Below are 22702 nucleotides of genomic sequence, written 5' to 3'. Positions count from 1 at the left end.
CGATGACCGATCGAGACCGGCAACCCGAAGACACGACTGCTGCGACCGGCGAGCCCGTGGTGTCGAAGCCCTACATCATGCCCGACGATCCCGAGCCTGGTTCGGTCGAGCTGTTGCAGAAGGAAGCCGCCGAGGCGCGCGACCGCATGCTGCGGACGCTGGCCGAGATGGAAAATCTGCGCAAGCGCACCGCCAAGGAGGTTGCCGACTCCAAGCTCTACGGCATCACCGGCTTTGCCCGCGACGTGCTCGACATCGCCGACAATCTCCAGCGCGCGCTCGATGCCGTTCCGGCCGAAGCGCGGGCGGCGGCCGATCCCGGCCTGACCGCGCTGATCGAGGGCGTCGAGCTCACCGAGCGCTCGCTGATCAGCGCGCTCGAAAAGCACGGCGTGAAGAAGCTCGATCCGCAGGGCCAGAAGTTCGATCCGAACTTCCATCAGGCGATGTACGAGGTGCCGGATGCGTCGGTGCCCGCCGGCACCGTCGTGCAAGTCATGCAGGCCGGCTACACCATCGGCGAGCGCGTGCTGCGTCCGGCTCTGGTCGGTGTCGCCAAGGGCGGCGCGAAGGCGCCTGCGGCCAACAGCAACGAGTCGAACGGCGCGCCGAACTGATCTTTGATGTCGTTCCGGGTTCGACTCTGCGAGCCGCCCCGGAATGACTCCTTTTGCCGCTTACGCGCTCGCCGCGATATCCGCAGACTGAATCCGCTTCACGCCGGCCTTGGCCATATCGGCCCAGGCTTTGGCGAGAGAGCCCTGATTGTCGATGCCGCGGCAGGCATCCTCCACCACATAGACCTCGAAACCCGCCTTGCGCGCGTCGAGCGCGGTCCAGGCGACGCAGAAATCTGTCGCCAGGCCCGCGACGAAGACCCGCTTGATCTTGCGGCCCTTCAGATAACCGGCAAGTCCCGTCGAAGTCTTGCCGTCGGCTTCGAGGAAGGCCGAGTAGCTGTCGACGTCCTTGTGAAAACCCTTGCGGATAATGAGCTCGGCATGCGGGATCGCAAGGTCCTTCGACAGCGCCGCGCCGTCGGTGCCCTGCACGCAATGGTCGGGCCACAGCACCTGCTTGCCGTAGGGAAGATCGACGGTCTCGAACGGCTTCTTGCCGGAGTGGACTGACGCAAACGAGACGTGGCCGGGCGTGTGCCAGTCCTGCGTCATCACTACGTTCGCAAAAGCCTTGGCCATCTTGTTGATCACGGGCACGACCTGCTCGCCTTCCTTCACCGCGAGGCTGCCGCCCGGCAGGAAGCAGTTCTGCACGTCGATCACGAGCAGCGCGGAGGCATCGTCCGGCTTGATCGAGCCGGCTGCAAACAGTGCGGTTGGTGCGAGGGCTACCAGGGCCGTCGTCCCGAGTGCCGTGAGGATTTGTCGCCGATCGAGCATTGCTCGCCTCCCTCCAGGATGATCCAACGGGAGGGCAGCCTAGTTCCGTTCGTATACGAACAGAAGCCCGAAAATGCAGCCGGACTTGGTGAGCAATCGAGCTTGCGCCGCGGGCTCGGTGCACCTCGCCCGCTTGCGGGGGAGGGAGCGCATCTCGCTCGTGGATGCGCTACCCCTTCGGCTGGATCCCGTCGCGCACGGTGCGGAAGCGGGTGAAGGCGGCCGCCCACTGGTCGCGCGGGGCGCTGGCGATGATGCGCAGCGAGGCGCCGCCGCTGGAGAAGCGGATCCACTGCACCACGGTCACCGGGGTCTTGTCCTTGCCGCTGATGCCGTCGATCCGGGTCTCGAAACCCTGCTGGCCGTTGATGCGGATCGGCTCGGACATGGTGACGCGCGATTCGCGCACGCCGGGGATCTGCAGCGCGGCCTCCTGGGCGAAGCGGGCGCGGTCGTCGGCGGCTTGCGGGGTGGCGCCGATCAGGCCGAGGATCATGAACGGCTTCGACTCGTAGCCGGTGGCCTCGTCGCCGTCGGCCAGGATGATGCTGGAGCCCGGCGCCAGCGTGCGGATGTCCTTGAATTCGGCGAGATCGGTGATTTTGAACGGCATCAGCCCGATCTGCTCTTCGGCCGAGACCTGCTTGCGCGTGGTGGCGCTCGCAAACATCTGCCGCACCGCCTCGTCGGTGTAGATCTTGGTCGCATTCTCGGGGATCTGCACCGCGACATAGCCGGAGAAGCCGGCACCCGGCACGATCATCGAATAGCGCTTCACCGGGGTATCGCCGGCCTTGCCGGTTTCGGTGGTGAAATAGGCAAGGCCGGCGGGGGTCTCGACCTTGTCCTGCTTGACGCCATTGGCGCCGTTCGGATTGGAATTGAAGGCGCTGACGACCTCGCCATAGGCGGCCGGCGGCAGCTCGGTGATCAGGACCTTGACGTTGCCGTCCTCGCTCTCGAAGCCCGGAAAGGTCTTTGCCGTGTTGAGGCCGACCAGCGGCACCATGCCGAGGCGCAAGCCGGGCGGGAAAACGGCGTCGGCGGCAAAGGCCGGAAGTGCCGTGGCGGCGAGGAGGGCGAGCGCGGCGAGGGGGCGGATCAGCTTCATGGGCACTCTGATTGGTTCACATTGAGGCCGTTCGATGGTCGGCGACCGGGCCGCTTTGTCGCGCGAGGCAGCCTCGGTGGCGGCTGTCCGGCCGGTCCGCCTTTTAACGGGTTTGGTCTGGCCGTAACAGGGTGGGGCGGATCAATGTGGCGCGGGCCGGCGGATCGCGCGGACCTGTTAATAATTCCTCACCCGCAAGTGCGGTCGAGCCCGGATATGATCTTCCAAAACCCAATGTTTTCACGGCCGAAACTTGCGTTCGGTCCTTGCGGGCCCCTCCCCCCTCCTATATGAGCGTCAACCATCGCAATATCGCGAATGTTTGATCTTAGGGGGTTGCGGTTCGGGTGCCTTCTGGGCCCAGCCAACCTGCCGCAAAAAGAAGGATATCAGGACCATGGGAAAGGTCATTGGGATCGACCTCGGCACCACGAATTCGTGCGTCGCCGTAATGGATGGCAAGAACGCCAAAGTCATCGAGAATTCCGAAGGCATGCGCACGACGCCTTCGATCGTCGCCGTCACGGACGACGGTGAGCGCCTCGTCGGCCAGCCTGCCAAACGCCAGGCCGTCACCAATCCCGAGCGCACCTTCTTCGCAGTGAAGCGCCTCATCGGCCGCCGCTACGACGACCCGATGGTCGAGAAGGACAAGAAGCTCGTTCCGTACAAGATCGTGAAGGCTTCCAACGGCGACGCCTGGGTCGAGGCCGACGGCCAGACCTACTCGCCCTCGCAGGTCTCCGCCTTCATCCTGCAGAAGATGAAGGAGACCGCGGAAGCCCATCTCGGCCAGAAGGTCGATCAGGCCGTCATCACCGTTCCCGCCTATTTCAACGACGCCCAGCGTCAGGCGACCAAGGACGCCGGCAAGATCGCGGGCCTTGAAGTGCTGCGCATCATCAACGAGCCGACCGCGGCGGCGCTGGCCTATGGTCTGGACAAGACCAAGACCGGCACGATCGCGGTGTACGACCTCGGCGGCGGCACGTTCGATATCTCGATTCTCGAAATCGGCGACGGTGTGTTCGAGGTGAAGTCGACCAACGGCGACACCTTCCTCGGCGGCGAAGATTTCGACATGCGCCTGGTCGGCTATCTCGCCGACGAGTTCCAGAAGGAGCAGGGCATCAACCTGCGCAACGACAAGCTCGCGTTGCAGCGCCTGAAGGAAGCCGCTGAAAAGGCCAAGATCGAGCTGTCGTCGACGACGCAGACCGAGATCAACCTGCCCTTCATCACCGCGGACCAGACCGGTCCGAAGCATCTGACGATGAAGCTCACCCGCGCCAAGTTCGAGGCGCTGGTCGACGAGCTCGTCCAGAGGACCGTCGAGCCCTGCCGCAAGGCGCTGAAGGACGCGGGCCTGACCGCAGCCGAGATCGGCGAAGTGGTTCTGGTCGGCGGCATGTCGCGCATGCCGAAGGTCCAGGAAGTCGTGAAGCAGCTGTTCGGCAAGGAGCCGCACAAGGGCGTCAACCCGGACGAAGTCGTGGCGATCGGCGCCGCGATCCAGGCCGGCGTGCTCCAGGGCGACGTCAAGGACGTGCTGCTGCTCGACGTGACCCCGCTGTCGCTGGGCATCGAGACGCTGGGCGGCGTGTTCACCCGCATCATCGACCGCAACACCACGATCCCGACCAAGAAGAGCCAGGTGTTCTCGACCGCAGAGGACAACCAGAACGCGGTCACCATCCGCGTCTTCCAGGGCGAGCGTGAAATGGCGGCCGACAACAAGATCCTCGGCCAGTTCGACCTGATGGGCATTCCGCCGGCCCCGCGCGGCATGCCGCAGATCGAGGTGACCTTCGATATCGACGCCAACGGCATCGTCAACGTCTCGGCCAAGGACAAGGCCACGGCCAAGGAGCAGCAGATCCGCATCCAGGCCTCCGGCGGTCTGTCGGAAGCCGACATCGACAAGATGGTCAAGGACGCCGAGGCCAACGCCGCGGCCGACAAGCAGCGCCGCGAGGCGGTCGATGCCAAGAACCATGCGGACGCGCTGGTGCACTCCACCGAGAAGGCGCTGGCCGAGCACGGTTCGAAGGTCGCCGAGACCGAACGCCGTGCCATCGAGGATGCCGTCAGCGACCTCAAGGAAGCGCTGAAGGGCGACGATGCCGAGGCGATCAAGGCCAAGACCCAGACGCTGGCCCAGGCTTCGATGAAGCTCGGCGAGGCCATGTACACGCAGCAGGCCGAGGCCGACGCCAAGAAGGATGCGGCCAAGGACGACGTCGTCGATGCGGAATTCACCGAAGTCGACGACGACAAGAACAACAAGAAGTCCGCCTGATCCCCAAGAGGGTGATGATGCGGACGGCTTGGACCCAACACGCTTCACCGGCCTCCCCCCTCGTGGGGGAGGCCGTCGTGTCGGGCTCAACGGGGCAAGGCTCTGTCGCGATCGGCCCCGTTACGATCGATCAATTCCCAGCCGTTATGCTCAACGCCGCGAAGCAGCCCTCTGCCGCAACGCGCAGCGACGCCTATATCAAAGCTGCCTGTATCGTCGCGCGGCGACGCTGTTTCGCTCCGACTTGAATCGCGATTGGATAGACCGGGTCCGACATGTCCACCAAGCGCTGCTATTACGAAACCCTCGAAGTCGAACGCTCTGCCGACGATTCCGTGCTGAAATCGTCCTTCCGCAAGCTTGCGATGAAGTTTCACCCCGACCGCAATCCCGGGGACGACACCAGCGAGGTCAAGTTCAAGGAAATCAACGAGGCCTACGAGGTCCTGAAAGACAAGGACAAGCGCGCTGCCTATGACCGTTTCGGTCATGCGGCCTTCGAGCAGGGTGGCCCCGGCGGCGGTCCTGGTTTCGGCGCCGGCTTCGCCTCTTCCTTCTCCGACATTTTCGAAGATCTGTTCGGCATGGCCGGACAGCGCGGCCGCGGCGGCGGCCGCGAGCGCGGCGCCGATCTGCGCTACAACATGGAAATCACGCTCGAAGAAGCTTTCGGCGGCAAGACCGCGCAGATCGAGATCCCGGTCTCGGTGACCTGCGAGGACTGCTCGGGCACCGGCGCCAAGGCCGGCACCAAGCCGAAGGCCTGCTCGACCTGCGGCGGCGCCGGCCGCGTGCGGCAGTCGCAGGGCTTCTTCACGCTCGAGCGCACCTGCCCCGGCTGCCAGGGCCGCGGCCAGATGATCGAGGACCCCTGCCCGTCCTGCTCGGGCCAGGGCCGGGTCACCCGCGAGCGGACGCTGTCGGTGAACATTCCACAGGGCGTCGAGGACGGCACCAGGATCAGGCTCGCCGGCGAGGGCGAGGCGGGGGTCCGCGGCGGTCCGCCCGGCGATCTCTACATCTTCCTGTCGCTGGCCCAGCACCAGCTCTTCCAGCGCGACGGCGCGGATCTGCATTGCCGTGTGCCGATCTCGATGGTGACGGCCGCTCTCGGCGGCGAATTCGAGGTGCCGACCATCGACAAGGGCAAGACCAAGGTGAAAGTGCCGGCCGGAACCCAGACGGGTCGCCGATTCCGCATTGCATCAAAAGGCATGCCGGTGCTCCGCTCGCGCCAGACCGGTGACATGTACGTCCAGGTCGCGGTCGAGACCCCGCAAAATCTCACCAAGAAACAGCAGGAATTGCTGGCCGAGTTCGAAAAGCTCTCCTCCGGCAATACCCAGCCCGAATCCGTCGGCTTCTTCGCCAAGGTCAAGGATCTATTCAGCAATCGGGCGAGCTGACTCGTCTTGACCGTGCCGCCTTCGGCCTATACCTGTTTATGACTATTTTCTGACACGCCGCGTTCCTGCGGTCCCGTCCGGTCCAGACATGCCATTGCCATCGTCCGCGCGTGCGTTGAAGAAGCCCCGTCTCGATGACGAGGTGCGATTTCTAAGGTCGTGGATCGAAAAGCCCCTCCACATGGGCGCGGTGATGCCGTCGGGCAAGCTGCTCGCCCGGACCATGGCCCATTACGTCGACGTCAATTCGGACGCTCCTGTGGTCGAGCTCGGGCCCGGCACCGGCGCAATCACCTCGGCGCTGGTCGAGCGCGGCATCGACCAGAAGCGCCTCGTCCTCGTCGAATACAATCCCGGTTTCTGCGCCCTGCTGCGCGACCGCTATCCGCAGGCCAAGGTGGTGCAGGGTGATGCCTATCGCCTGCGTGACACGCTCTGGAACGTTCTGGGTGCGCCGGCCTCCGCCGTCGTCTCGGGCCTCCCGCTCGTCACAAAGCCGATGCTGACGCGGCTGCGGCTGATCCGCGACGCCTTCACGGCGCTCGCGCCCGGGGCGCCCTTCGTTCAGTTCACCTACGCGGTTGTGCCGCCGATCCCGAAGTCGCTGCCCGGCGTGTCCACAGAGGCCTCGGAACGGATCTGGATGAACCTTCCGCCGGCGCGCGTCTGGGTGTATCGCAAGGACTAATTCCGTCGGCATTCTCCCTTGCGCGGCGGGCTCGTTTCGCCGAACGCATGGAAGCGGATGTCCGCACCCAAAATCCTGGTCATTCCCGGCTCGCTGCGCACCGGCTCGCACAATGCGAAGCTGGCGGCGGTTGCCGCCTATGAATTTGCCCGGGCCGGCGTCGACGTCACCCGCATCTCGCTCGCCGATTTTCCGCTGCCGATCTACGACGGTGATCTCCAGGCCAAATCCGGCGTGCCCAAGCACGCGATCAATCTCAAGCGCATGATCGGCACACATCATGGCGTGCTGTTCGTCTCGCCCGAATACAACGCCTCGGTGCCGCCGCTGCTGAAGAACGCGATCGACTGGGTCAGCCGCGTGCAGGATCCGCACGAGACGCGCTGCGAAGTCTTCCGCAACCGCGCCTTCGCGCTCGCCGGCGCCTCGCAGAGCCGGCTCGGTGCCGCCCGCGCGCTGCAGGCGCTGCGCCTGATTCTGACCTCCTGCCACGCCAATGTGATCGCCAGCCAGTTCACGCTCGCCTTTGCCGACCAGGCCTATGACGATATGGACAGGCTGAAGAACGAAGGCGATATCGCCGCGTTGAAGGAGTTGGTCGCGCAGCTGATCGACATTTCCCAACGCATGATGTGAGGTGACATGACGCCAGCCGAGATCGCCCCGAAAGACCGTCTGATCGTCGCGCTCGATTTGCCCGGCGTCGATGCCGCCGAAGCGATGATCGCAAGGCTCGGCGACAGCGTCACCTTCTACAAGATCGGCTATCGCCTCGCTTATGCCGGCGGCTTGCCGCTCGTCGCCAGGCTCGCCGACAAGGGCAAGAAGGTCTTTCTCGACCTCAAGCTGCACGACATCGGCAACACCGTGGCGCAAGGCGTCGAGAGCATCACCCGGCTGGGCGCGACCTGCCTCACCGTGCATGCCTATCCGCAGACCATGAAGGGCGCCGTCGAAGGCCGCGGCAGCGCGAGCCTGAAGATCCTCGCTGTCACGGTGCTGACCTCCTACAACGACGATGATCTGCATGCGGCCGGCTATCGGCTCGGCGTCTCCGAGCTCGTCGAAGCGCGCGCGCAGCAGGCGCAGGTGCTCGGCGTGGACGGCCTCGTCTGCTCGCCCGAGGAAGTCGGCAGCCTGCGCAAGATCGTCGGTCATCAGTTGCATCTCGTCACGCCCGGCATCCGTCCGGCGGGCGCGGCGAGCGGCGACCAGAAACGCATCATGACGCCGGGCCGCGCGATCAGCGCGGGCGCGGATTATCTCGTCGTCGGGCGGCCGGTCGTGGAAGCCGCCGACCCCAGGGCGGTCGCAGACGCCATCCAGGCCGAGATCGCCCAGGCGCTCGGCTGACCAACCAACAAGGGAGAAGAACAATGGCAAAGGGCTACTGGATCGGACGCGTCGATGTGAGCAGCGACGAGGGCTACAAGCCCTATGCCGTCGCCAACGGCGCGATCTTCAAGAAATGGGGCGCCCGCTTCGTCGTCCGCGCCGGCAAATTCACCACCGTCGAAGGCGCCAGCCGCACCCGTAACGTCGTGATCGAATTCCCGGACTACGAGACCGCGATCGCCTGCTACAACTCGCCGGAATACCAGGCCAACATCAAGGTGCGCCAGCCGCACTCGATCGCCGACCTCATCATCATCGAGGGCTATGACGGCCCGCAGCCAGCGGACGGCTAGCCTCCGTCATGGCCGGGCCTTCGCCGCGCCGAAGGGGCTTCGGCCCCGCAGGCGGGACAAGCCCGGGCATGACGATGGAGTATTGCCCCCTCGGTTGCCGGAACTGCATCCCCCCGCTAAAACGGCCCCGAAGAGGATCGCACCATGTCCGACATGCGCTTGATTGTTGCTGGAGCCGGCGGCCGGATGGGCCGTGCGCTGACGCGGGCGATCGCCGATACCAAGGGCGCGGTGCTGGCCGGCGCCCTGGAGGCTCCGGGCTCGGAGCTGCTCGGCAAGGATTCCGGCGTGCTCGCGGGGCTCCCGGCCAACGGCATCAAGCTCTCCGCCGATCTCTGGGCGATGTCGAAGGACGCCGACGGCATCCTCGATTTCACCGTGCCGGCCGCGACCATCGCCAATGTCGCGATCGCGGCCGAGCGCGGCATCGTCCACGTCATCGGTACCACCGGCCTGTCGGCCTCCGACAACGCCGTGATCAAGAGCGTCACCAATCGCGCGGTCGTGGTCCAGTCCGGCAATATGAGCCTCGGCGTCAATCTGCTCGCCGCCGTGGTCAAGCGCGTCGCCAAGGCGCTCGACGAGAGCTTCGATATCGAAATCGTCGAAACGCATCATCGCATGAAGGTCGACGCGCCCTCCGGCACCGCGCTGATGCTGGGCCAGGCGGCAGCCAGCGGCCGCGGCATCTCGCTCGAGGACAATGCGGAACGCGGCCGCGACGGCATCACCGGCGCACGCAAGCCAGGTGCGATCGGCTTTGCCTCCTTGCGCGGCGGCACTGTCGCGGGTGAGCACAGCGTGACCTTCCTCGGCCCGTTCGAGCGGCTGACGCTGTCGCATCTCGCCGAAGACCGCATGCTGTTCGCGCACGGCGCGCTGAAGGCGGCGCTATGGGCGCATGGCAAGAAGCCGGGGCACTACTCCATGGCCGACGTGCTCGGCCTCGCGGATCTCTGAACGAAGGCGAGCATGACCCGGAAAAGTGTGAAGCGGTTTTCCGACAAGGTCATGCTCAAAAAATAAAGAACGGAAATAGTCAATGAGTGAACGTCTCCTCGTGCTCGTGCGCCACGGCCAGAGCGAATGGAATTTGAAGAACCTGTTCACCGGTTGGAAGGACCCCGATCTCACCGAACTCGGTGTCAAGGAAGCCACTGAAGCCGGCCGCAAGTTGAAGGCGCAGGGCCTCGTGTTCGACGTCGCCTACACTTCGGTTCTGCTGCGCGCGCAGCACACGCTCGATCTCATTCTTGGCGAGCTCGGCCAGAAAGGCTTGCCGACCACGAAGAACCTCGCGCTGAACGAGCGCGACTACGGCGATCTCTCCGGCCTCAACAAGGACGACGCGCGCAAGAAATGGGGCGAGGACCAGGTGCTGATCTGGCGCCGTTCCTACGACGTGCCGCCGCCCGGCGGCGAGAGCCTGAAGGACACGCTCGCGCGCGCGCTGCCCTATTACGTCCAGGAGATCCTGCCCGGCGTGCTCAACGGCAAGCGCACGCTGGTCGCCGCCCACGGCAATTCGCTGCGCGCGCTGATCATGGTGCTGGAGAAGCTGTCGCCCGAAGGCATCCTGAAGCGCGAGCTCGCGACCGGCGTGCCGATCATCTACCGGCTCAATGCGGATTCGACCGTGGCCTCGAAGCTGGACCTGGCGGGCTGAGTTCTTTGCCTCTCCCCGCGAATCCAAACGTCACCGTTCCTGCGGAGAGTCCCCCTCACCCCGACCCTCTCCCCGCAAGCGGGGCGAGGGAGAAGAGCTACTGCATCCCCAACTGACCGGCCTCCCAGCCGAGCATCGCCTGCTTGCGGGTGATGCCCCAGTGATAGCCGGTGAGCGTGCCGCTCTTGCCGAGCGCGCGGTGGCAGGGCACGACGAACGACACCGGGTTCTTACCGACCGCTGCACCGACGGCGCGTGACGCCTTCGGCTTGTCGATGTTGCAGGCGATGTCGGAATAGGACACGGCGCGGCCCATCGGGATCTTCAGCAGCGTCTCCCACACCCGCACCTCGAAATCGGTGCCGATCATCACCACGCGCAGCGGCTGGTCCGGCCGCCACAATTTCGTATCGAAGATGCGCTGCGCCAGCGGCGCGGTGCCTTCATGGTCCTCGACGTAAGTGGCTTTCGGCCAGCGCCGGGTCATGTCGGCGAGCGAGGCTTTCTCCTCGCCGGGATCGGCGAAGGCGAGGCCCGACAGGCCGCGATCGGTCGCGATCACGATCGCCGTGCCGAAGGGGGAGGGATGGAAGCCGTAGCGCAGCGTCAATCCCGCGCCGCCGTTCTTCCATTCGCCCGGCGACATCGCTTCATGCGTGACGAAGAGATCGTGCAGCCGGCCCGGACCCGAGAGGCCTGAGTCGAGTGCGGCATCGAGGATGCTCGCGGAGTCCCTGAGCAGGCCCTTGGCATGGTCGAGCGTCAGCGCCTGCATGAAGGCCTTCGGTGTGATCGAGGCCCAGCGGCGGAACAGATGGTGCAGCTCATCCGGTGTCACGCCGGCGGCATCCGCCATCGCCTCGATGGTCGGCTGCGCGCGCCACTTCTCCGAGATGAAGGCGATCGCCCGTCGCACGGAATCATAGTCGCGCAGCGCGGCGTTCTGGGGGCCCGGCTTGGCCAGGCGCTGGTCATGTATGGCGAGTGTCATCATGGCCGGGAATGTAGGAGACGGGCCGATTGGAAACCACCCGATTTCCGCCCCGGATCAGGTGATCGGATTGTAGGTCGGTCCCCGCTTGGCTGCATTGAGTGCTTCAACCAAGCCATTGTAGAAACTTGCCTTTTCCTGCGGCCCCAGAAAGCCCGCGATGCGGAGCCGGCGGCCGCGGGAGATCAGATAGAGATGCTCGATGCCAAAATCCTCGTCGATCTCCGTGTCGAGCCGGACCCAGAGCGGATTGAATGCCCATTCGACGACCTGGCCGCGATGACTGACCCGCCGCACCCGCAATTCGGACGGCGTGACCACGATCTCCTCGCTCGCCCGTGCCGCGCGGAAATTGACCTTGAAGGCCCACCAGATCACCAGCACGTCGAGGCCGAAGAAGCCGAATACGGGCCAGGCGCCCATCATCAGGAAGACCAGGCCAGTGACGAAGCTGACCGCGCTCAGGAACAGCATCACGGCGAGGAAGCCGGTGCGGTTCAGCGAGCGGTGGGGCGTCAGCCGCGCGGAGAATATCTCTACGTCTCTCTCGCGCTCAATTTCGTTGCCTGTGCTCATCGTCCCTCAGTATATCCCGATCATGGCGAAAATCACCCGCAAGCCGGCTCCGCGCAAAGCGGCTGTGCCGAAGAAGAAGGCAAAGGCGGCGGCCGCGAAGCCGAAAGCCCCCGCAAGGACTTCACTGAAGGCTCCAAAGCCCTGGACTCCAGCCGAGGTCCGCGAGGTCTTCAGCCGCTTCCGCAAGGCCAATCCCGAGCCGAAGGGCGAGCTCGAGCACGTCAATCCCTTCACGCTGCTGGTCGCCGTCGTGCTGTCGGCGCAAGCGACCGATGCCGGGGTCAACAAGGCTACGCGCGCTCTGTTCGAGGTCGCCGACACGCCGCAGAAGATGCTCGACCTCGGCGAAGAGCGCCTGCGCGAGTACATCAAGACCATCGGTCTCTATCGCACCAAGGCGAAGAATGTGATCGCGCTGTCTGCCAAGCTGCTCAGCGAGTTCGGCGGCGAGGTGCCGCGTACGCGAGCGGAGATCGAATCGCTACCGGGCGCCGGGCGAAAGACGGCCAACGTGGTGCTCAACATGGCATTCGGCGAGCACACCATGGCGGTCGACACGCATGTCTTCCGCGTCGGCAACCGCACTGGGCTTGCGCCGGGCAAGACACCGCTCGAGGTCGAGCTCGGGCTCGAAAAGGTGATCCCCGCCGAGTTCATGCTGCATGCGCATCACTGGCTGATCCTGCACGGCCGCTACACCTGCCTCGCGCGCAAGCCGCGCTGCGAGGTATGCCTGATCAACGATCTTTGCCGGTGGCCGGAGAAGACGGTCTGAGCCGGGGAGAGGTAGAGGCGATCACCGCATCTGCCGCGCCGGCTCGATCAGTTCGGGCCGCGGCCCCGACAGGCGCTTGTGCATGTGAACCATGAAGGCCATGCCGAAGATCGGCGTCGCCAGGTTCACGATCGGGATCGAGACGAAGGCCGCGATGAACAGGCCGGCGGTGAAGATGATCGCGGCATTGTCGCGGCGCATCGCCTTGGCCTCCTCCGGCGAACGGAAGCGCATCGCGGCGAGCTCGAAATATTCGCGGCCGAGCAGCCAGGCGGCGGCGAAGAAGAAGACCAGGAAACCGGCGCCTGCGAGGAACACCAGCGGCAGCGCGATCAGATAAACCAGAATCGTCAGCAGCGCCGTCTTGATGCCTTCGTAGATCGCCTGGTTGAAGGGCAGCGCGACGCCCGGCTGCTCGGCGGGATAATGTTCGCGCTCGACGATGTCGGCGACGTCGTCGACGAACAGGCTCGCCACCAGCGAGGTGATCGCGGGCATCAGGAACACACTGCCGAACACGACGCCAAGTCCGGCCGCGATCGAGATGATCCAGGCGAGCACTTCCAGCGACGCGTGCCAGCCCGGTCCGAGCATGCCCTCGAGCCAGACCTCGCCATAGGTTGCAAACCAGCTCAGCAGCCGCTGCAATCCGATCGCCAGCACGATGATCAGCACCAGGGCAAGCCCGATCGATCGCCACAGGATCGAGCGCATCGGCGGCGAGATCATTTGCGACAGCGCCTTGACGGCGGCATCCAGCATGGGAGTTCCTCTCACGAAATCACCCGCGAGAGGTAGACATGCCAGATCGCTTCGGCAAGGGAGGCTGACCTTGCCTCGGCTGCGTCTTAAGGCTCCGCGGCGATGCTGGCCCAGCAGGTGATGGCGCTGCAGACCGTGCTCCAGCGGCCGAACCCCTTGTAGATCGGGGCGGCGAGCTGCTCCTGCTGCTTCAGGGTGCCCTCGGCCTTGATCTGCGGATCGGAGACGTTGCGGATCGCGAGCCAGCGCGGCGCCTTGTCGCCCATCTCCTGGGCCACGAGGCCGAGGATGGCGTCGCCCATTTCGGAGACATCGCCGAGGCCCTGGAGATGGAAATGGTCATCCGAGGTGTCGAAGCCGAAGAAGTCGGTCGTGACGACGGACGATGTCAGGCCGCTCGGCTTGAGCACGACGATCTTCGGCGCCCTGGTGTTGTCCTTCGGCAGTTGCCCGGCATTGGCCTTGAACAGGGCCTTGGCCTGCGTGAATTTCTTGCTCACGGCCGGCCTGCTGGAGAAATGCTCTTGCGCGAACGGCTGCTTCTTGAATTTGGACAGGCAATCAAAGCGCACGATCGGGCTGACGACGACGTCGCCGACCTCGAATTGCTTGCCGATGCCACCGGCCGTGCCCGTGGTAATGACGAGCGTCGGCTGCACTTCGGTGATGATCTGGCGCCAGACGTCGATGTTCGGCAGCTCCGGCCCGTCCTGCGACATGTGCGAGTCCGATTTGAACACCACGACCTTCTTCTTGCCGATCGTGGTGGTCCAGTAGGTGCCGAGCCGCTTCAGTTCCTTGGCCGGGCAGCCGTTGCGCATCTTGCTGGAGATGGCCGCGTAATTATGCGTGTAGGGCACGTAGTCGTTGCGGGAGTCCTTGCCCGGCGTCAGCACGCGGCTGAGCGCGTGGCCCTCGTCGACGGTCCAGGTCACGACCAGCACGTCCCCTCGCGGCAGCGGGCCCTTGCCGTTGCCCTTCGGCTTCGGCCCGGTTTGCGGCGCCAGTCCCTTCGGCCAGGGTATGTCGGTGAAGCGCGACAGCCCGGTCGAGGTCGAGAAGGCCATGAACGCGCGGCCCTCGGTGGATTCGGAATCGAAATCGATGATCTCGCGGCGAAAGTCTTCCGCCGTGACCTTCGCGGACTTCTTCACCGCCGCCTTCGCCACGCGCTTCACCGTAAAGGTTTCGCGCGGCGGCGGCGTCGTGATCGGATCGAAACCAAGATTTCTCTCAACCCATTTGCGGTCGGCCAGCATCGCATCGTCTCCGCCAATTGATTTTGACAAACGCATTCCATCCGTCGGGCAGGTGAGCCGGCGCCACAATCTTAGATCGAATTCATCGACACCGAATGGTCGGGTCTGCTGACCGATTCCGTGTCGATTTGAGTGGCGGAAGATTTCCTCTGCCGAACAAGGGTCGTTCTGAAAAAACTTTGTTCAGTGACTGAACCAATTCGGGGGTGAGACTACACCTATAGTTGAGGTGCGACAATCTGCCTTCCAATCACAAACGGAGGAAGTCATGGCAAGCTCGACCACGCGCGTGACGCTGGCGAACAGCGCACGGAAATTGCCCAAGGGAGCCAAGCTCGTCGGCGCGGCTGATCCCAAGCAGGAAATCGAGATCAGTGTTCGCCTGCGCGCCAGGCGCGCGGACGATGAACTGGTGATGGCGCTCGGGGCGCAACCGCCGCGCGAGCGTCAATATCTCTCGCGCGCCGAGTTCGGCGCGGAGATGGGCGCTGATCCCGCCGACGTCGCCAGGATCGACGATTTCGCGCATCATCACGAGCTCAACGTCAAGAGCGTGCATCTGGCCTCTCGAACGGTGAAGCTGACGGGCACGGTGAAGGCGATGAGCGCGGCCTTCGGAGTCAAGCTCAACAAGGTCAGGCACGAGGGCGCGACTTATCGGATGCGCAAGGGCAGCGTGCAGATTCCGGCCGAGCTCGCAGGTATCGTGGTCGGTGTGCACGGCCTCGACAACCGGCCGGTGGCGCAACCGCACTTCCGGCGCAAGCTTCCCCAGAAGGGTGCGACGGCACGCGCGGGGCAGGGTGGCAGCTTCTCGGTCGAGCAGATCGCCCAGCTCTACAATTTCCCGGGCGGCGAGACCGGCGCCGGCCAGTGCATCGCCATCATCGAGCTCAACGATATCGACCAGAAGGGTCATCCAACGGGCGCCGGCTACAAGGCGTCCGATCTGAAAACCTTCTTCAAGAAGGCGGGCATCCCGATGCCGCTGGTCGCGCCCGCGAGCGTCGACGGCGGCGCCAACAAGCCCGGTCATTCCGACGCCGATGGCGAGGTCGTGCTCGACATCGAAGTCGCCGGTGCGATCGCGCCGGGCGCCAGGATCGTGGTCTATTTCGCGCCCAACACCACCAACGGATTCATCGACGCGGTGAAGGCCGCGGTCCATGATACCGCGCGAAAGCCGTCGGTGATCTCGATCAGCTGGGGCGGCCCGGAAGATTCGGAAGGCTCGCAGCAATTCGTCGACGGCCTGAACGAGGCGATCCGCGATGCTGCCGCGATGGGCGTGACCGTCTGCGTTGCCTCCGGCGACAACGGCTCGGCCGATATGGGCGAGGGCTGGGACGGCAGGCCTCATGCGGATTTCCCGGCCTCGAGCCCGTTCGCGCTCGCCTGCGGCGGCACCAATCTGAAGGCGTCGAACGGGACGATCAACGAGGTGGTCTGGAACGGTGGGCTGCACGGCGGCGCGGGGGGCGGTGGTGTCAGCGTCGTGTTCCCGCGGCCGCAATACCAGGCTCACGCGCATGTGCCGAAATCGCCGACGCATCACAATGGTCGCGGCGTGCCCGACGTTGCCGGCGATGCCGATCCCGCGACCGGCTACCAGATCTTCCTCAACGGCGTCGGCACCACGATCGGCGGCACCAGCGCGGTGGCGCCGCTGATGGCCGGCTTGATCGCCCGCATCAACGAGGCCACGACCAAGAAGTTCGGCAAGACGGTCGGCTTCATCAACCCGTTGATCTACGCCTCGCACGAGCAAGGCGTGTTCCGCGATATCACGCAAGGCAACAACGACATCAGCGGCGACCTGCACGGCATGTACAAGGCCGGGTCCGGCTGGGACGCCTGCACCGGCCTCGGCGTCCCCAACGGCGCGGCGCTGCAGAACCTGCTGGCGGCGTGATGCTTCATTTCTTTCCTTCTCCCCTTGTGGGAGAAGGTGGCGCGAAGCGCCGGATGAGGGGTTCGTCTCTGCGAATTCGAATGACAGTCGAACTCGCGGAGAGAGACCCCTCACCCGTCTCGCCGCTATGCGGCGAGCCACCCTCTCCCACAAGGGGGAGAGGGGTTCGCACCGTTTGCGCGGCGACTAAACGTTCCTAATCATGCCGGTGCCCATGCTTCCGCATCTTCGCCGGCTTCGCTTCACCCGTCGGAATCATCATCACACGCCCATAGCGCACGCCGCGCTCGGCGATGATGTGGTCGGCGAAATGCCTGACCTCGGCGGCATCGCCGCGCAGCGCCGTCATCTCCATGCAATTGTTGTCGTCGAGATGAACATGCAGGGTCGCCAGCGCGAGGTCGTGATGGCCGTGGAATTCCTGAACGAGCCGTTTTGAGAGATCGCGCGCGGCATGGTCGTAGACATAGACGAGGCCGGCGACGCAGGGGCCGGTCTGCGCGGTATCTTCAGCCGACTGCTGAAGCCCGGCGCGGACGAGGTCGCGGATGATCTCGGAGCGGTTCTGGTAGCCGCGCACTTGCGCCGCGGCATCGATCTCCGCCAGGAGATCGTCCTCGATCGTGATCGTAATCCGCTGCATCAGGTCCACTCCGCGCGTAAGCCGAATGGACCCGTTCTACACGGATTTCGTCGCCCTCACAGCCGCGTCCCACGCAGCCGCAGCGCATTCCCGACCACGCTGACCGAGGACAGCGCCATCGCCGCGGCGGCGATGATCGGCGAGAGCAGCACGCCGAACGTGGGATAGAGGATTCCGGCGGCGATCGGAATGCCGGCCGCGTTGTAGATGAAGGCGAAGAACAGGTTCTGCCGGATGTTGCTCATCGTCGCCTGCGACAGTTTTCGCGCGCGCACGATCCCGGTGAGGTCGCCCTTCAGCAGGGTCACGCCCGCGCTCTCCATCGCCACATCCGTCCCGGTACCCATCGCGATCCCGACCTCGGCCGCCGCCAGCGCCGGCGCGTCGTTGACGCCGTCGCCGGCCATCGCGACGCTGCGGCCAGCTTTTTGCAGCTTGGTCACCACCGCGCTCTTCTGGTCCGGCAGCACCTCGGCCTCGACGTCGGCGATGCCGAGACGGCGCGCGACGGCTTCCGCCGTGGTGCGGTTGTCGCCCGTCAGCATGATCACCTTGATGCCCTCCGCCGCGAGCGCCTTCAGCGCCTCCGGCGTCGACGCTTTGACCGGATCGGCGATGGCGAACAGGCCGGCAAGCGCGCCGTCGATCGCCATGTTGATCACGGTGGCGCCGTCGCCGCGCAGGCGTTCTGCCTCGGCATCGAGCGCCCTGGTGTCGATGCCAATCGACGCGAGGTATTTGGCGTTGCCGAGCACGATGGTCTTGCCGTCGATCTTCCCAGTCGCACCCTTGCCCGTCGGCGAATCGAATTGCTCGACCTGGCTCAGCGCAAGCTGCTTCTCCTTGGCGGCACGCACGATGGCGTCTGCGAGGGGATGCTCGCTGGCGCGCTCGACGCTGGCTGCAAGCCGCAGGATGTCGTCCTCTGCAAAGCCGGCCGCCGGCACGATCGCAACCACCTTGGGCTTGCCCTCCGTCAGCGTGCCGGTCTTGTCGACCACGAGCGTGTCGATCTTCTCCATCCGCTCCAGCGCCTCGGCGTTCTTGATCAGCACGCCGGCCTGTGCACCCCGGCCGACGCCGACCATGATCGACATCGGGGTCGCCAGGCCAAGCGCGCAGGGGCAGGCGATGATCAGCACGCTCACGGCGGCGACCAGACCGAAGGCCAGCCGCGGCTCCGGCCCGAACCAGGCCCAGGCGGCAAAGGCGGCGATGGCGACGGCGATCACCGTCGGCACGAACCAGCCCGCGACCTGATCGGCGAGGCGCTGGATCGGCGCGCGCGAGCGCTGCGCGTCCGCGACCATCTGCACGATCTGCGACAGCAACGTCTCGCGTCCGACCTTGTCGGCCCGCATGATGAAGCTGCCGGACTGGTTCAGCGTGCCCGCGATCACCTTGGCGCCGGCCTCCTTGGTGACCGGCATGGACTCGCCGGTCACGAGCGATTCGTCGAGCGCGGAGCGGCCTTCGAGGATGATCCCGTCGACCGGCACCTTCTCGCCGGGACGAACGCGCAGGTGATCGCCGGCGTGAAGCGTGTCGATCTCAACCTCATGCTCGCTGCCATCAGAGGCGACGCGCCGCGCGGTCTTCGGTGCAAGCTGCAACAGTGCCTTGATCGCGCCCGAGGTCGCATCGCGCGCGCGCAGCTCCAGCACCTGGCCGAGCAGCACCAGCACGGTGATCACAGCCGCGGCCTCGAAATAGACGGCGACCGCGCCGCCATGGCCGCGGAAGGTCTCCGGAAAGGTCTGCGGCGCGAGAGTGCCGATCAGGCTGTAGACATAGGCGACGCCGGTGCCCATCGCGATCAGCGTGAACATGTTGAGATTGCGGGTCAGCAGAGACTGCCAGCCGCGGACGAGGAACGGCCAGCCGGCCCACAGCACCACGGGGGTTGCGAAAACGAGCTGGATCCAGTTCGACCAGGTCGGATCGATCCAGTTGTGCGACCCCGCGAGATGGCCTCCCATCTCCAGCACCACCGCCGGCAGCGCCAGCGCGCCGCCGATCCAGAACCGCCGCGTCATGTCGGCGAGCTCCGGATTGGGTCCTGTCTCCAGGCTCGCGACCTCCGGCTCCAGCGCCATCCCGCAGATCGGGCAGCTGCCGGGTCCGACCTGGCGGATCTCCGGATGCATCGGGCAAGTGTAGATCGTGCCCGCCGGCATCTCGGGATCGGGCGCCTTGTGCTCTGCGTTTCTCTTGGCGAGATATTTGCCGGGATCGGCGGCGAATTTGGTGCGGCAACCGGCCGAGCAGAAATGGAAGGTCTCGCCGTGATGCTCGAAGCGATGCTTCGACGTCGCGGGATTGACCGTCATGCCGCAGACGGGATCGGTGACCTTGGCGGCGCCGCTCTCATGATGATGCGCATGGCCGGCGGGATCGCCGTGTCCGCCGCAGCACGACGAGGTCGCAGCCGGCGCTGGCGTGGGGGCCTTGGCGGCGCAACCGCATCCGGAGTGGCCCTTGTGCTGATGCTCGTGGCCCGCCTTGTCCATGCGCGTGCTCCTGACGTATACCGGGGCTTGCAACCCATACCTGGTAGGGGTATATAGACCCCATGCGCAAGGACATCAAGGCATCCGTCGGAAAACGTCTCGGCCGGATCGAGGGCCAGGTTCGCGGCCTGTCGAAAATGGTAGAGGAAGACCGCTACTGCATCGACATCGTGACGCAGATCTCGGCGGTTCGCGCCGCGCTGCGCCGTGTCGAGGAAGAGGTGTTGAAGGATCACGTCGCGCACTGCGTCGAACACGCGATCGCCAGCGGCGACAAGGCAGATCAGCGCGAGAAGATCGCGGAATTGATGGCGGTGATCGGGCGCGCGGAGCGGTAGGTTTTCGCCGTCATTGCGAGGAGCGCAGCGACGAAGCAATCCAGAATCCCTGCACGGAGGCAGTCTGGATTGCTTCGCTTCGCTCGCAATGACGAGGAGAGGAAAGCTACGCCGCCATCTCGCACGCGTCGCCACGACGCTGGGCGCGGTATGCCGCGAGGTCGTTCAGCAGCACGAAATGTTCGGAGCAGGCGGCGTTCATCGCAGCAGCCGCCTCTCGCATCACTTGCTCAGCCGAAACCTCAGCCGGCGCTTCTTCGTCAAGCGCTTCAGGAACGAGCGGCGGCGCCATGAACGTTTCTGGAAACACACCGAATGAGCCCGCTACCTCCTCGAGCGGCTTTTGCTTGTCGGCCCAGTGCAGCGCTGTGTAGTCGAAGCCGTGCACGATGGTGGGTTTGACGACCTCGAAATAGGGCGAGATGTCGAAGTCGCGGGGCATGTAGAGCGAGGAATCGCGGATGTGCAGGATCTCGCGCCGTGCGGCGCGGCTGCCGGCCTTGGTGATCTTCGGCAGGATCGGGTAGCGCACGGCGTCGAAGGCCTGCGCGATCAGCGCCGAGCAGATGATCTTGGTCGGATCGCCCGACCCGATCGCGATCATGCGCCGCCGCCAGCGCTGCGGGATCGGCAACGGAAACAGGAAGCGCATCAGATCGATGATGTTCTTGGTGTCGTAACCGAAGCCGATGCGGTTGATCGCATAGCGGCAGACCGTGGTGCGATCCTCGTATGACAGCCCGACCGGGCGGCAAACGCGGGTGTGATAGGGGAAATATTTCGACAGCGGCGCCGAGGTGACGCCCTCGCCGATATTGGCCTCGATCAGCACATGCGGCTCGCCGTCGGGCTCCATGGCGCCTTCGACCGGGCCGACATAGAGCGCGCCGTGCGACCAGGTCGACTGCGTCAGATATTTGATGATGCCGGAGATGCGGTTGTTGCCCTCGACCAGCAGAACGTCGCCGGGCTCGATCACGCCGCGCAGGTGTTCCGGGTCGCTCGGCGTGAACGGCTCATAGCCCGGCACCTCCTTCGAGAGGTACGCGGCAATCAGCTTGCCGACTGAGTCCAGGACCGTCCCCATTTCAAACTCCCCCACGGCCTTTTCCGGCCGTCTTTTTTGTCATCTCTATCATGGTCGAAACGTGTTGCAATTCGGTTCATCGTTCTGTGAGATCAAGCACGATTGATTCACCATGATGGTTGCCGTGCAACACCAGATGCAGCAAGGTTCGCGGGCTGTTCCCGTTCGCCGCAAGTTCCCGGAAACCATGCCATGACAATCACCCGCCGTGGTTTCCTGTCGGCGTCGGCGGCCCTTGCCGCGATGCCGGTCCTGCGCGCAACCGCCGCCCCCCTGCCGCGCGAGGCCGACATCGTCGTGATCGGCGCGGGCGCGGCCGGAATTGCCGCGGCGCGGCGCATCATGGCGGCCAATCGCAAGGTCGTGGTGGTCGAAGCAGCCTCGCAGATCGGCGGCCGCTGCATCACGGACACTACCACCTTCGACGTGCCGTTTGATCGCGGCGCGCGCTGGATGCACAATCCCGACACCAATCCGATGATCCGGCTGGGCCGCAGCGTCGGGCTCGACGTGCTGCCGGCGCCGTCAGGTCAGAAGATGCGCATCGGCCGCCGCAACGCGCGCGCGGGCGAGACCGAGGAATTTCTGGCGGCGCTGGTCCGCGCCAACCGCGCCATCGACGAAGCCTCGCGCGGCAAGCTCGATACCTCCTGCGCGTCGGTGCTGCCGAAGGATCTCGGCGACTGGGCCGGTGCGGCCGAATTCATGCTGGGCGCGGGCTTTGCCGGCAAGGATTTGAAGGAGCTGTCGGCGATCGACAAGGCGCGGGCGCAGGACCGCAACGCCGCGATCGCCTGCCGCCAGGGGCTGGGCACGCTGATCACCAGGCTCGGCGAGCAGGCGCCTGTCGCGCTGTCGACTCCGGCGAGTCGCATCGTCTGGAGCAATCGCGACGTCAGCGTGGAGACGCCATCCGGCAAGATCGCCGCCCGCGCCGCCATCATCACCGTCTCGACCAACGTGCTGAATTCGGGCGCGATCAAATTCGGCCCCGATATTCCCAAGCGGACGCTCGATGCGGCCTCGAAGCTCGCTCTCGGCAGCTATGATCACATCGTGCTGCAACTGCCGGGCAATCCGCTCGGCCTGTCGCGCGACGACATTCTGATCGAACAGAGCAACTCGACGCGGACGGCGCTGATGTTCGCCAATATCGGCGGCTCCTCGCTGTGCTCGATCGATGTCGGCGGCTCGTTCGGCCGCGATCTCTCCGAGCAGGGTGAAAAGGCGATGACCGCCTTCGCCAGGGAATGGATCACGAAGCTGTTCGGCAGCGAGGCCGCGGCCGCCGTGCAGAAGACCAGCGCGACGCGCTGGAACGCCTCGCCCTTCGTGATGGGCGCGATGTCGGCGGCTTCACCGGGCGGCCAGCTCTCGCGAAAGATATTGAGCGAGCCGATCGGCAATCTGTTTCTCGCCGGCGAAGCCACGCACGAGACGCTGTGGGGCACGGTCGACGGCGCCTGGGAAAGCGGCGAACGCGCCGCGGACGCGGCCCTGCGCAAGATCGGCGCGCTCAAGGATGAGCCGACTGATGTGCCGACGCAGTCGACCAAGCGCCGCAGGGCACCGCGGCAGCAGGGCAACTAAG

Annotated in this window: 22 protein-coding genes; 13 read left to right on the top strand and 9 right to left on the bottom strand. The window is 65.3% G+C overall.

Going from position 1 to position 22702, the window contains the following annotated elements:
* Nucleotides 1-2 precede the first annotated feature (2 nt).
* A complete protein-coding gene (grpE, locus tag F8237_RS15250; protein WP_151645827.1) occupies nt 3-617 on the top strand; it encodes a nucleotide exchange factor GrpE in 615 nt (204 codons plus the stop codon).
* Nucleotides 618-677: 60 nt separating this feature from the next.
* Here the strand turns inward: grpE and pncA are convergent, their stop codons facing one another.
* Together pncA and F8237_RS15240 are read right to left on the bottom strand one after the other, a co-directional pair.
* Nucleotides 678-1400, bottom strand: a complete 723-nt coding sequence (gene pncA, locus F8237_RS15245) for a bifunctional nicotinamidase/pyrazinamidase (RefSeq protein ID WP_151645825.1) — start codon at nt 1398-1400, stop codon at nt 678-680.
* A 169-nt stretch (nt 1401-1569) separates the two neighbouring features.
* Nucleotides 1570-2511 (bottom strand): hypothetical protein, encoded by a 942-nt coding sequence (locus tag F8237_RS15240; protein WP_162006060.1) that lies wholly within the window; start codon nt 2509-2511, stop codon nt 1570-1572.
* Between the two features lie 397 nt (nt 2512-2908).
* On the opposite strand from F8237_RS15240, the gene dnaK reads away from it, so the two are divergent.
* The 8 genes from dnaK (at nt 2909) to F8237_RS15195 (ending at nt 10258) form a co-directional block, all read left to right on the top strand.
* Nucleotides 2909-4810, top strand: a complete 1902-nt coding sequence (dnaK, locus tag F8237_RS15235; protein ID WP_151645821.1) for a molecular chaperone DnaK — start codon at nt 2909-2911, stop codon at nt 4808-4810.
* A gap of 275 nt (nt 4811-5085) precedes the next feature.
* On the top strand, nt 5086-6216 hold the full coding sequence (gene dnaJ, locus F8237_RS15225; RefSeq protein ID WP_151645819.1) for a molecular chaperone DnaJ: 1131 nt from the start codon (nt 5086-5088) through the stop codon (nt 6214-6216).
* An 88-nt stretch (nt 6217-6304) separates the two neighbouring features.
* On the top strand, nt 6305-6904 hold the full coding sequence (locus F8237_RS15220) for a class I SAM-dependent methyltransferase (protein ID WP_151645817.1): 600 nt from the start codon (nt 6305-6307) through the stop codon (nt 6902-6904).
* Between the two features lie 57 nt (nt 6905-6961).
* A complete protein-coding gene (locus tag F8237_RS15215) occupies nt 6962-7540 on the top strand; it encodes an NADPH-dependent FMN reductase (RefSeq protein ID WP_151645815.1) in 579 nt (192 codons plus the stop codon).
* A 6-nt stretch (nt 7541-7546) separates the two neighbouring features.
* Complete coding sequence (gene pyrF, locus F8237_RS15210; protein ID WP_151645813.1) at nt 7547-8257, top strand: orotidine-5'-phosphate decarboxylase; 711 nt, start codon at nt 7547-7549, stop codon at nt 8255-8257.
* Nucleotides 8258-8280: 23 nt separating this feature from the next.
* The gene (locus F8237_RS15205) at nt 8281-8592 is read left to right on the top strand and encodes a DUF1330 domain-containing protein (protein WP_151645811.1); all 312 of its coding nucleotides are present in this window, start codon (nt 8281-8283) and stop codon (nt 8590-8592) included.
* Between the two features lie 144 nt (nt 8593-8736).
* The gene (gene dapB, locus F8237_RS15200) at nt 8737-9552 is read left to right on the top strand and encodes a 4-hydroxy-tetrahydrodipicolinate reductase (protein ID WP_151645809.1); all 816 of its coding nucleotides are present in this window, start codon (nt 8737-8739) and stop codon (nt 9550-9552) included.
* 82 nt (nt 9553-9634) lie between these two features.
* Nucleotides 9635-10258 (top strand): 2,3-bisphosphoglycerate-dependent phosphoglycerate mutase, encoded by a 624-nt coding sequence (locus F8237_RS15195; protein WP_151645807.1) that lies wholly within the window; start codon nt 9635-9637, stop codon nt 10256-10258.
* 97 nt (nt 10259-10355) lie between these two features.
* On the opposite strand, the gene F8237_RS15190 is transcribed toward F8237_RS15195, so the two are convergent.
* Both F8237_RS15190 and F8237_RS15185 read right to left on the bottom strand, forming a co-directional pair.
* Nucleotides 10356-11252, bottom strand: coding sequence for a methylated-DNA--[protein]-cysteine S-methyltransferase (locus tag F8237_RS15190; RefSeq protein ID WP_151645805.1), 897 nt, complete (start codon nt 11250-11252; stop codon nt 10356-10358).
* Nucleotides 11253-11306: 54 nt separating this feature from the next.
* Nucleotides 11307-11825, bottom strand: coding sequence for a DUF2244 domain-containing protein (locus F8237_RS15185; RefSeq protein WP_151645803.1), 519 nt, complete (start codon nt 11823-11825; stop codon nt 11307-11309).
* A 22-nt stretch (nt 11826-11847) separates the two neighbouring features.
* Here F8237_RS15185 and nth point away from each other — a divergent pair, with 22 nt between their 5' ends.
* Nucleotides 11848-12600, top strand: coding sequence for an endonuclease III (gene nth, locus F8237_RS15180; protein ID WP_162006059.1), 753 nt, complete (start codon nt 11848-11850; stop codon nt 12598-12600).
* Nucleotides 12601-12621: 21 nt separating this feature from the next.
* On the opposite strand, the gene F8237_RS15175 is transcribed toward nth, so the two are convergent.
* Nucleotides 12622-13362 (bottom strand): sulfate transporter family protein, encoded by a 741-nt coding sequence (locus F8237_RS15175; RefSeq protein ID WP_151645799.1) that lies wholly within the window; start codon nt 13360-13362, stop codon nt 12622-12624.
* Nucleotides 13363-13448: 86 nt separating this feature from the next.
* Complete coding sequence (locus F8237_RS15170) at nt 13449-14621, bottom strand: phosphorylase family protein (protein WP_151645796.1); 1173 nt, start codon at nt 14619-14621, stop codon at nt 13449-13451.
* Between the two features lie 268 nt (nt 14622-14889).
* Between F8237_RS15170 and F8237_RS15165 the strand changes: the two genes are divergently transcribed.
* Nucleotides 14890-16533 carry a S53 family peptidase gene (locus tag F8237_RS15165; protein WP_151645794.1) on the top strand — a complete coding sequence of 548 codons (1644 nt, stop codon included), beginning with the start codon at nt 14890-14892 and terminating at the stop codon, nt 16531-16533.
* Between the two features lie 196 nt (nt 16534-16729).
* Here the strand turns inward: F8237_RS15165 and nikR are convergent, their stop codons facing one another.
* Nucleotides 16730-17176, bottom strand: a complete 447-nt coding sequence (gene nikR, locus F8237_RS15160; RefSeq protein WP_151645792.1) for a nickel-responsive transcriptional regulator NikR — start codon at nt 17174-17176, stop codon at nt 16730-16732.
* Nucleotides 17177-17232: 56 nt separating this feature from the next.
* On the bottom strand, nt 17233-19686 hold the full coding sequence (locus F8237_RS15155) for a heavy metal translocating P-type ATPase (RefSeq protein ID WP_151645790.1): 2454 nt from the start codon (nt 19684-19686) through the stop codon (nt 17233-17235).
* Between the two features lie 62 nt (nt 19687-19748).
* On the opposite strand from F8237_RS15155, the gene F8237_RS15150 reads away from it, so the two are divergent.
* The gene (locus tag F8237_RS15150) at nt 19749-20024 is read left to right on the top strand and encodes a metal-sensitive transcriptional regulator (RefSeq protein WP_007598521.1); all 276 of its coding nucleotides are present in this window, start codon (nt 19749-19751) and stop codon (nt 20022-20024) included.
* A 106-nt stretch (nt 20025-20130) separates the two neighbouring features.
* Here the strand turns inward: F8237_RS15150 and F8237_RS15145 are convergent, their stop codons facing one another.
* Nucleotides 20131-21111: a YiiX/YebB-like N1pC/P60 family cysteine hydrolase gene (locus F8237_RS15145; RefSeq protein ID WP_151645788.1), complete on the bottom strand. Its 981-nt coding sequence runs from the start codon at nt 21109-21111 to the stop codon at nt 20131-20133.
* A 192-nt stretch (nt 21112-21303) separates the two neighbouring features.
* Here F8237_RS15145 and F8237_RS15140 point away from each other — a divergent pair, with 192 nt between their 5' ends.
* A complete protein-coding gene (locus F8237_RS15140; protein WP_151645786.1) occupies nt 21304-22701 on the top strand; it encodes a flavin monoamine oxidase family protein in 1398 nt (465 codons plus the stop codon).
* Nucleotide 22702: the final 1 nt, after the last annotated feature.

Origin of the sequence: Bradyrhizobium betae (assembly GCF_008932115.1) — a bacterium.
GTDB lineage: Bacteria > Pseudomonadota > Alphaproteobacteria > Rhizobiales > Xanthobacteraceae > Bradyrhizobium > Bradyrhizobium betae.
The sequence above is the reverse complement of the archived record's forward strand: the minus strand, read 5'-3'. Positions and strand labels throughout refer to the sequence as shown.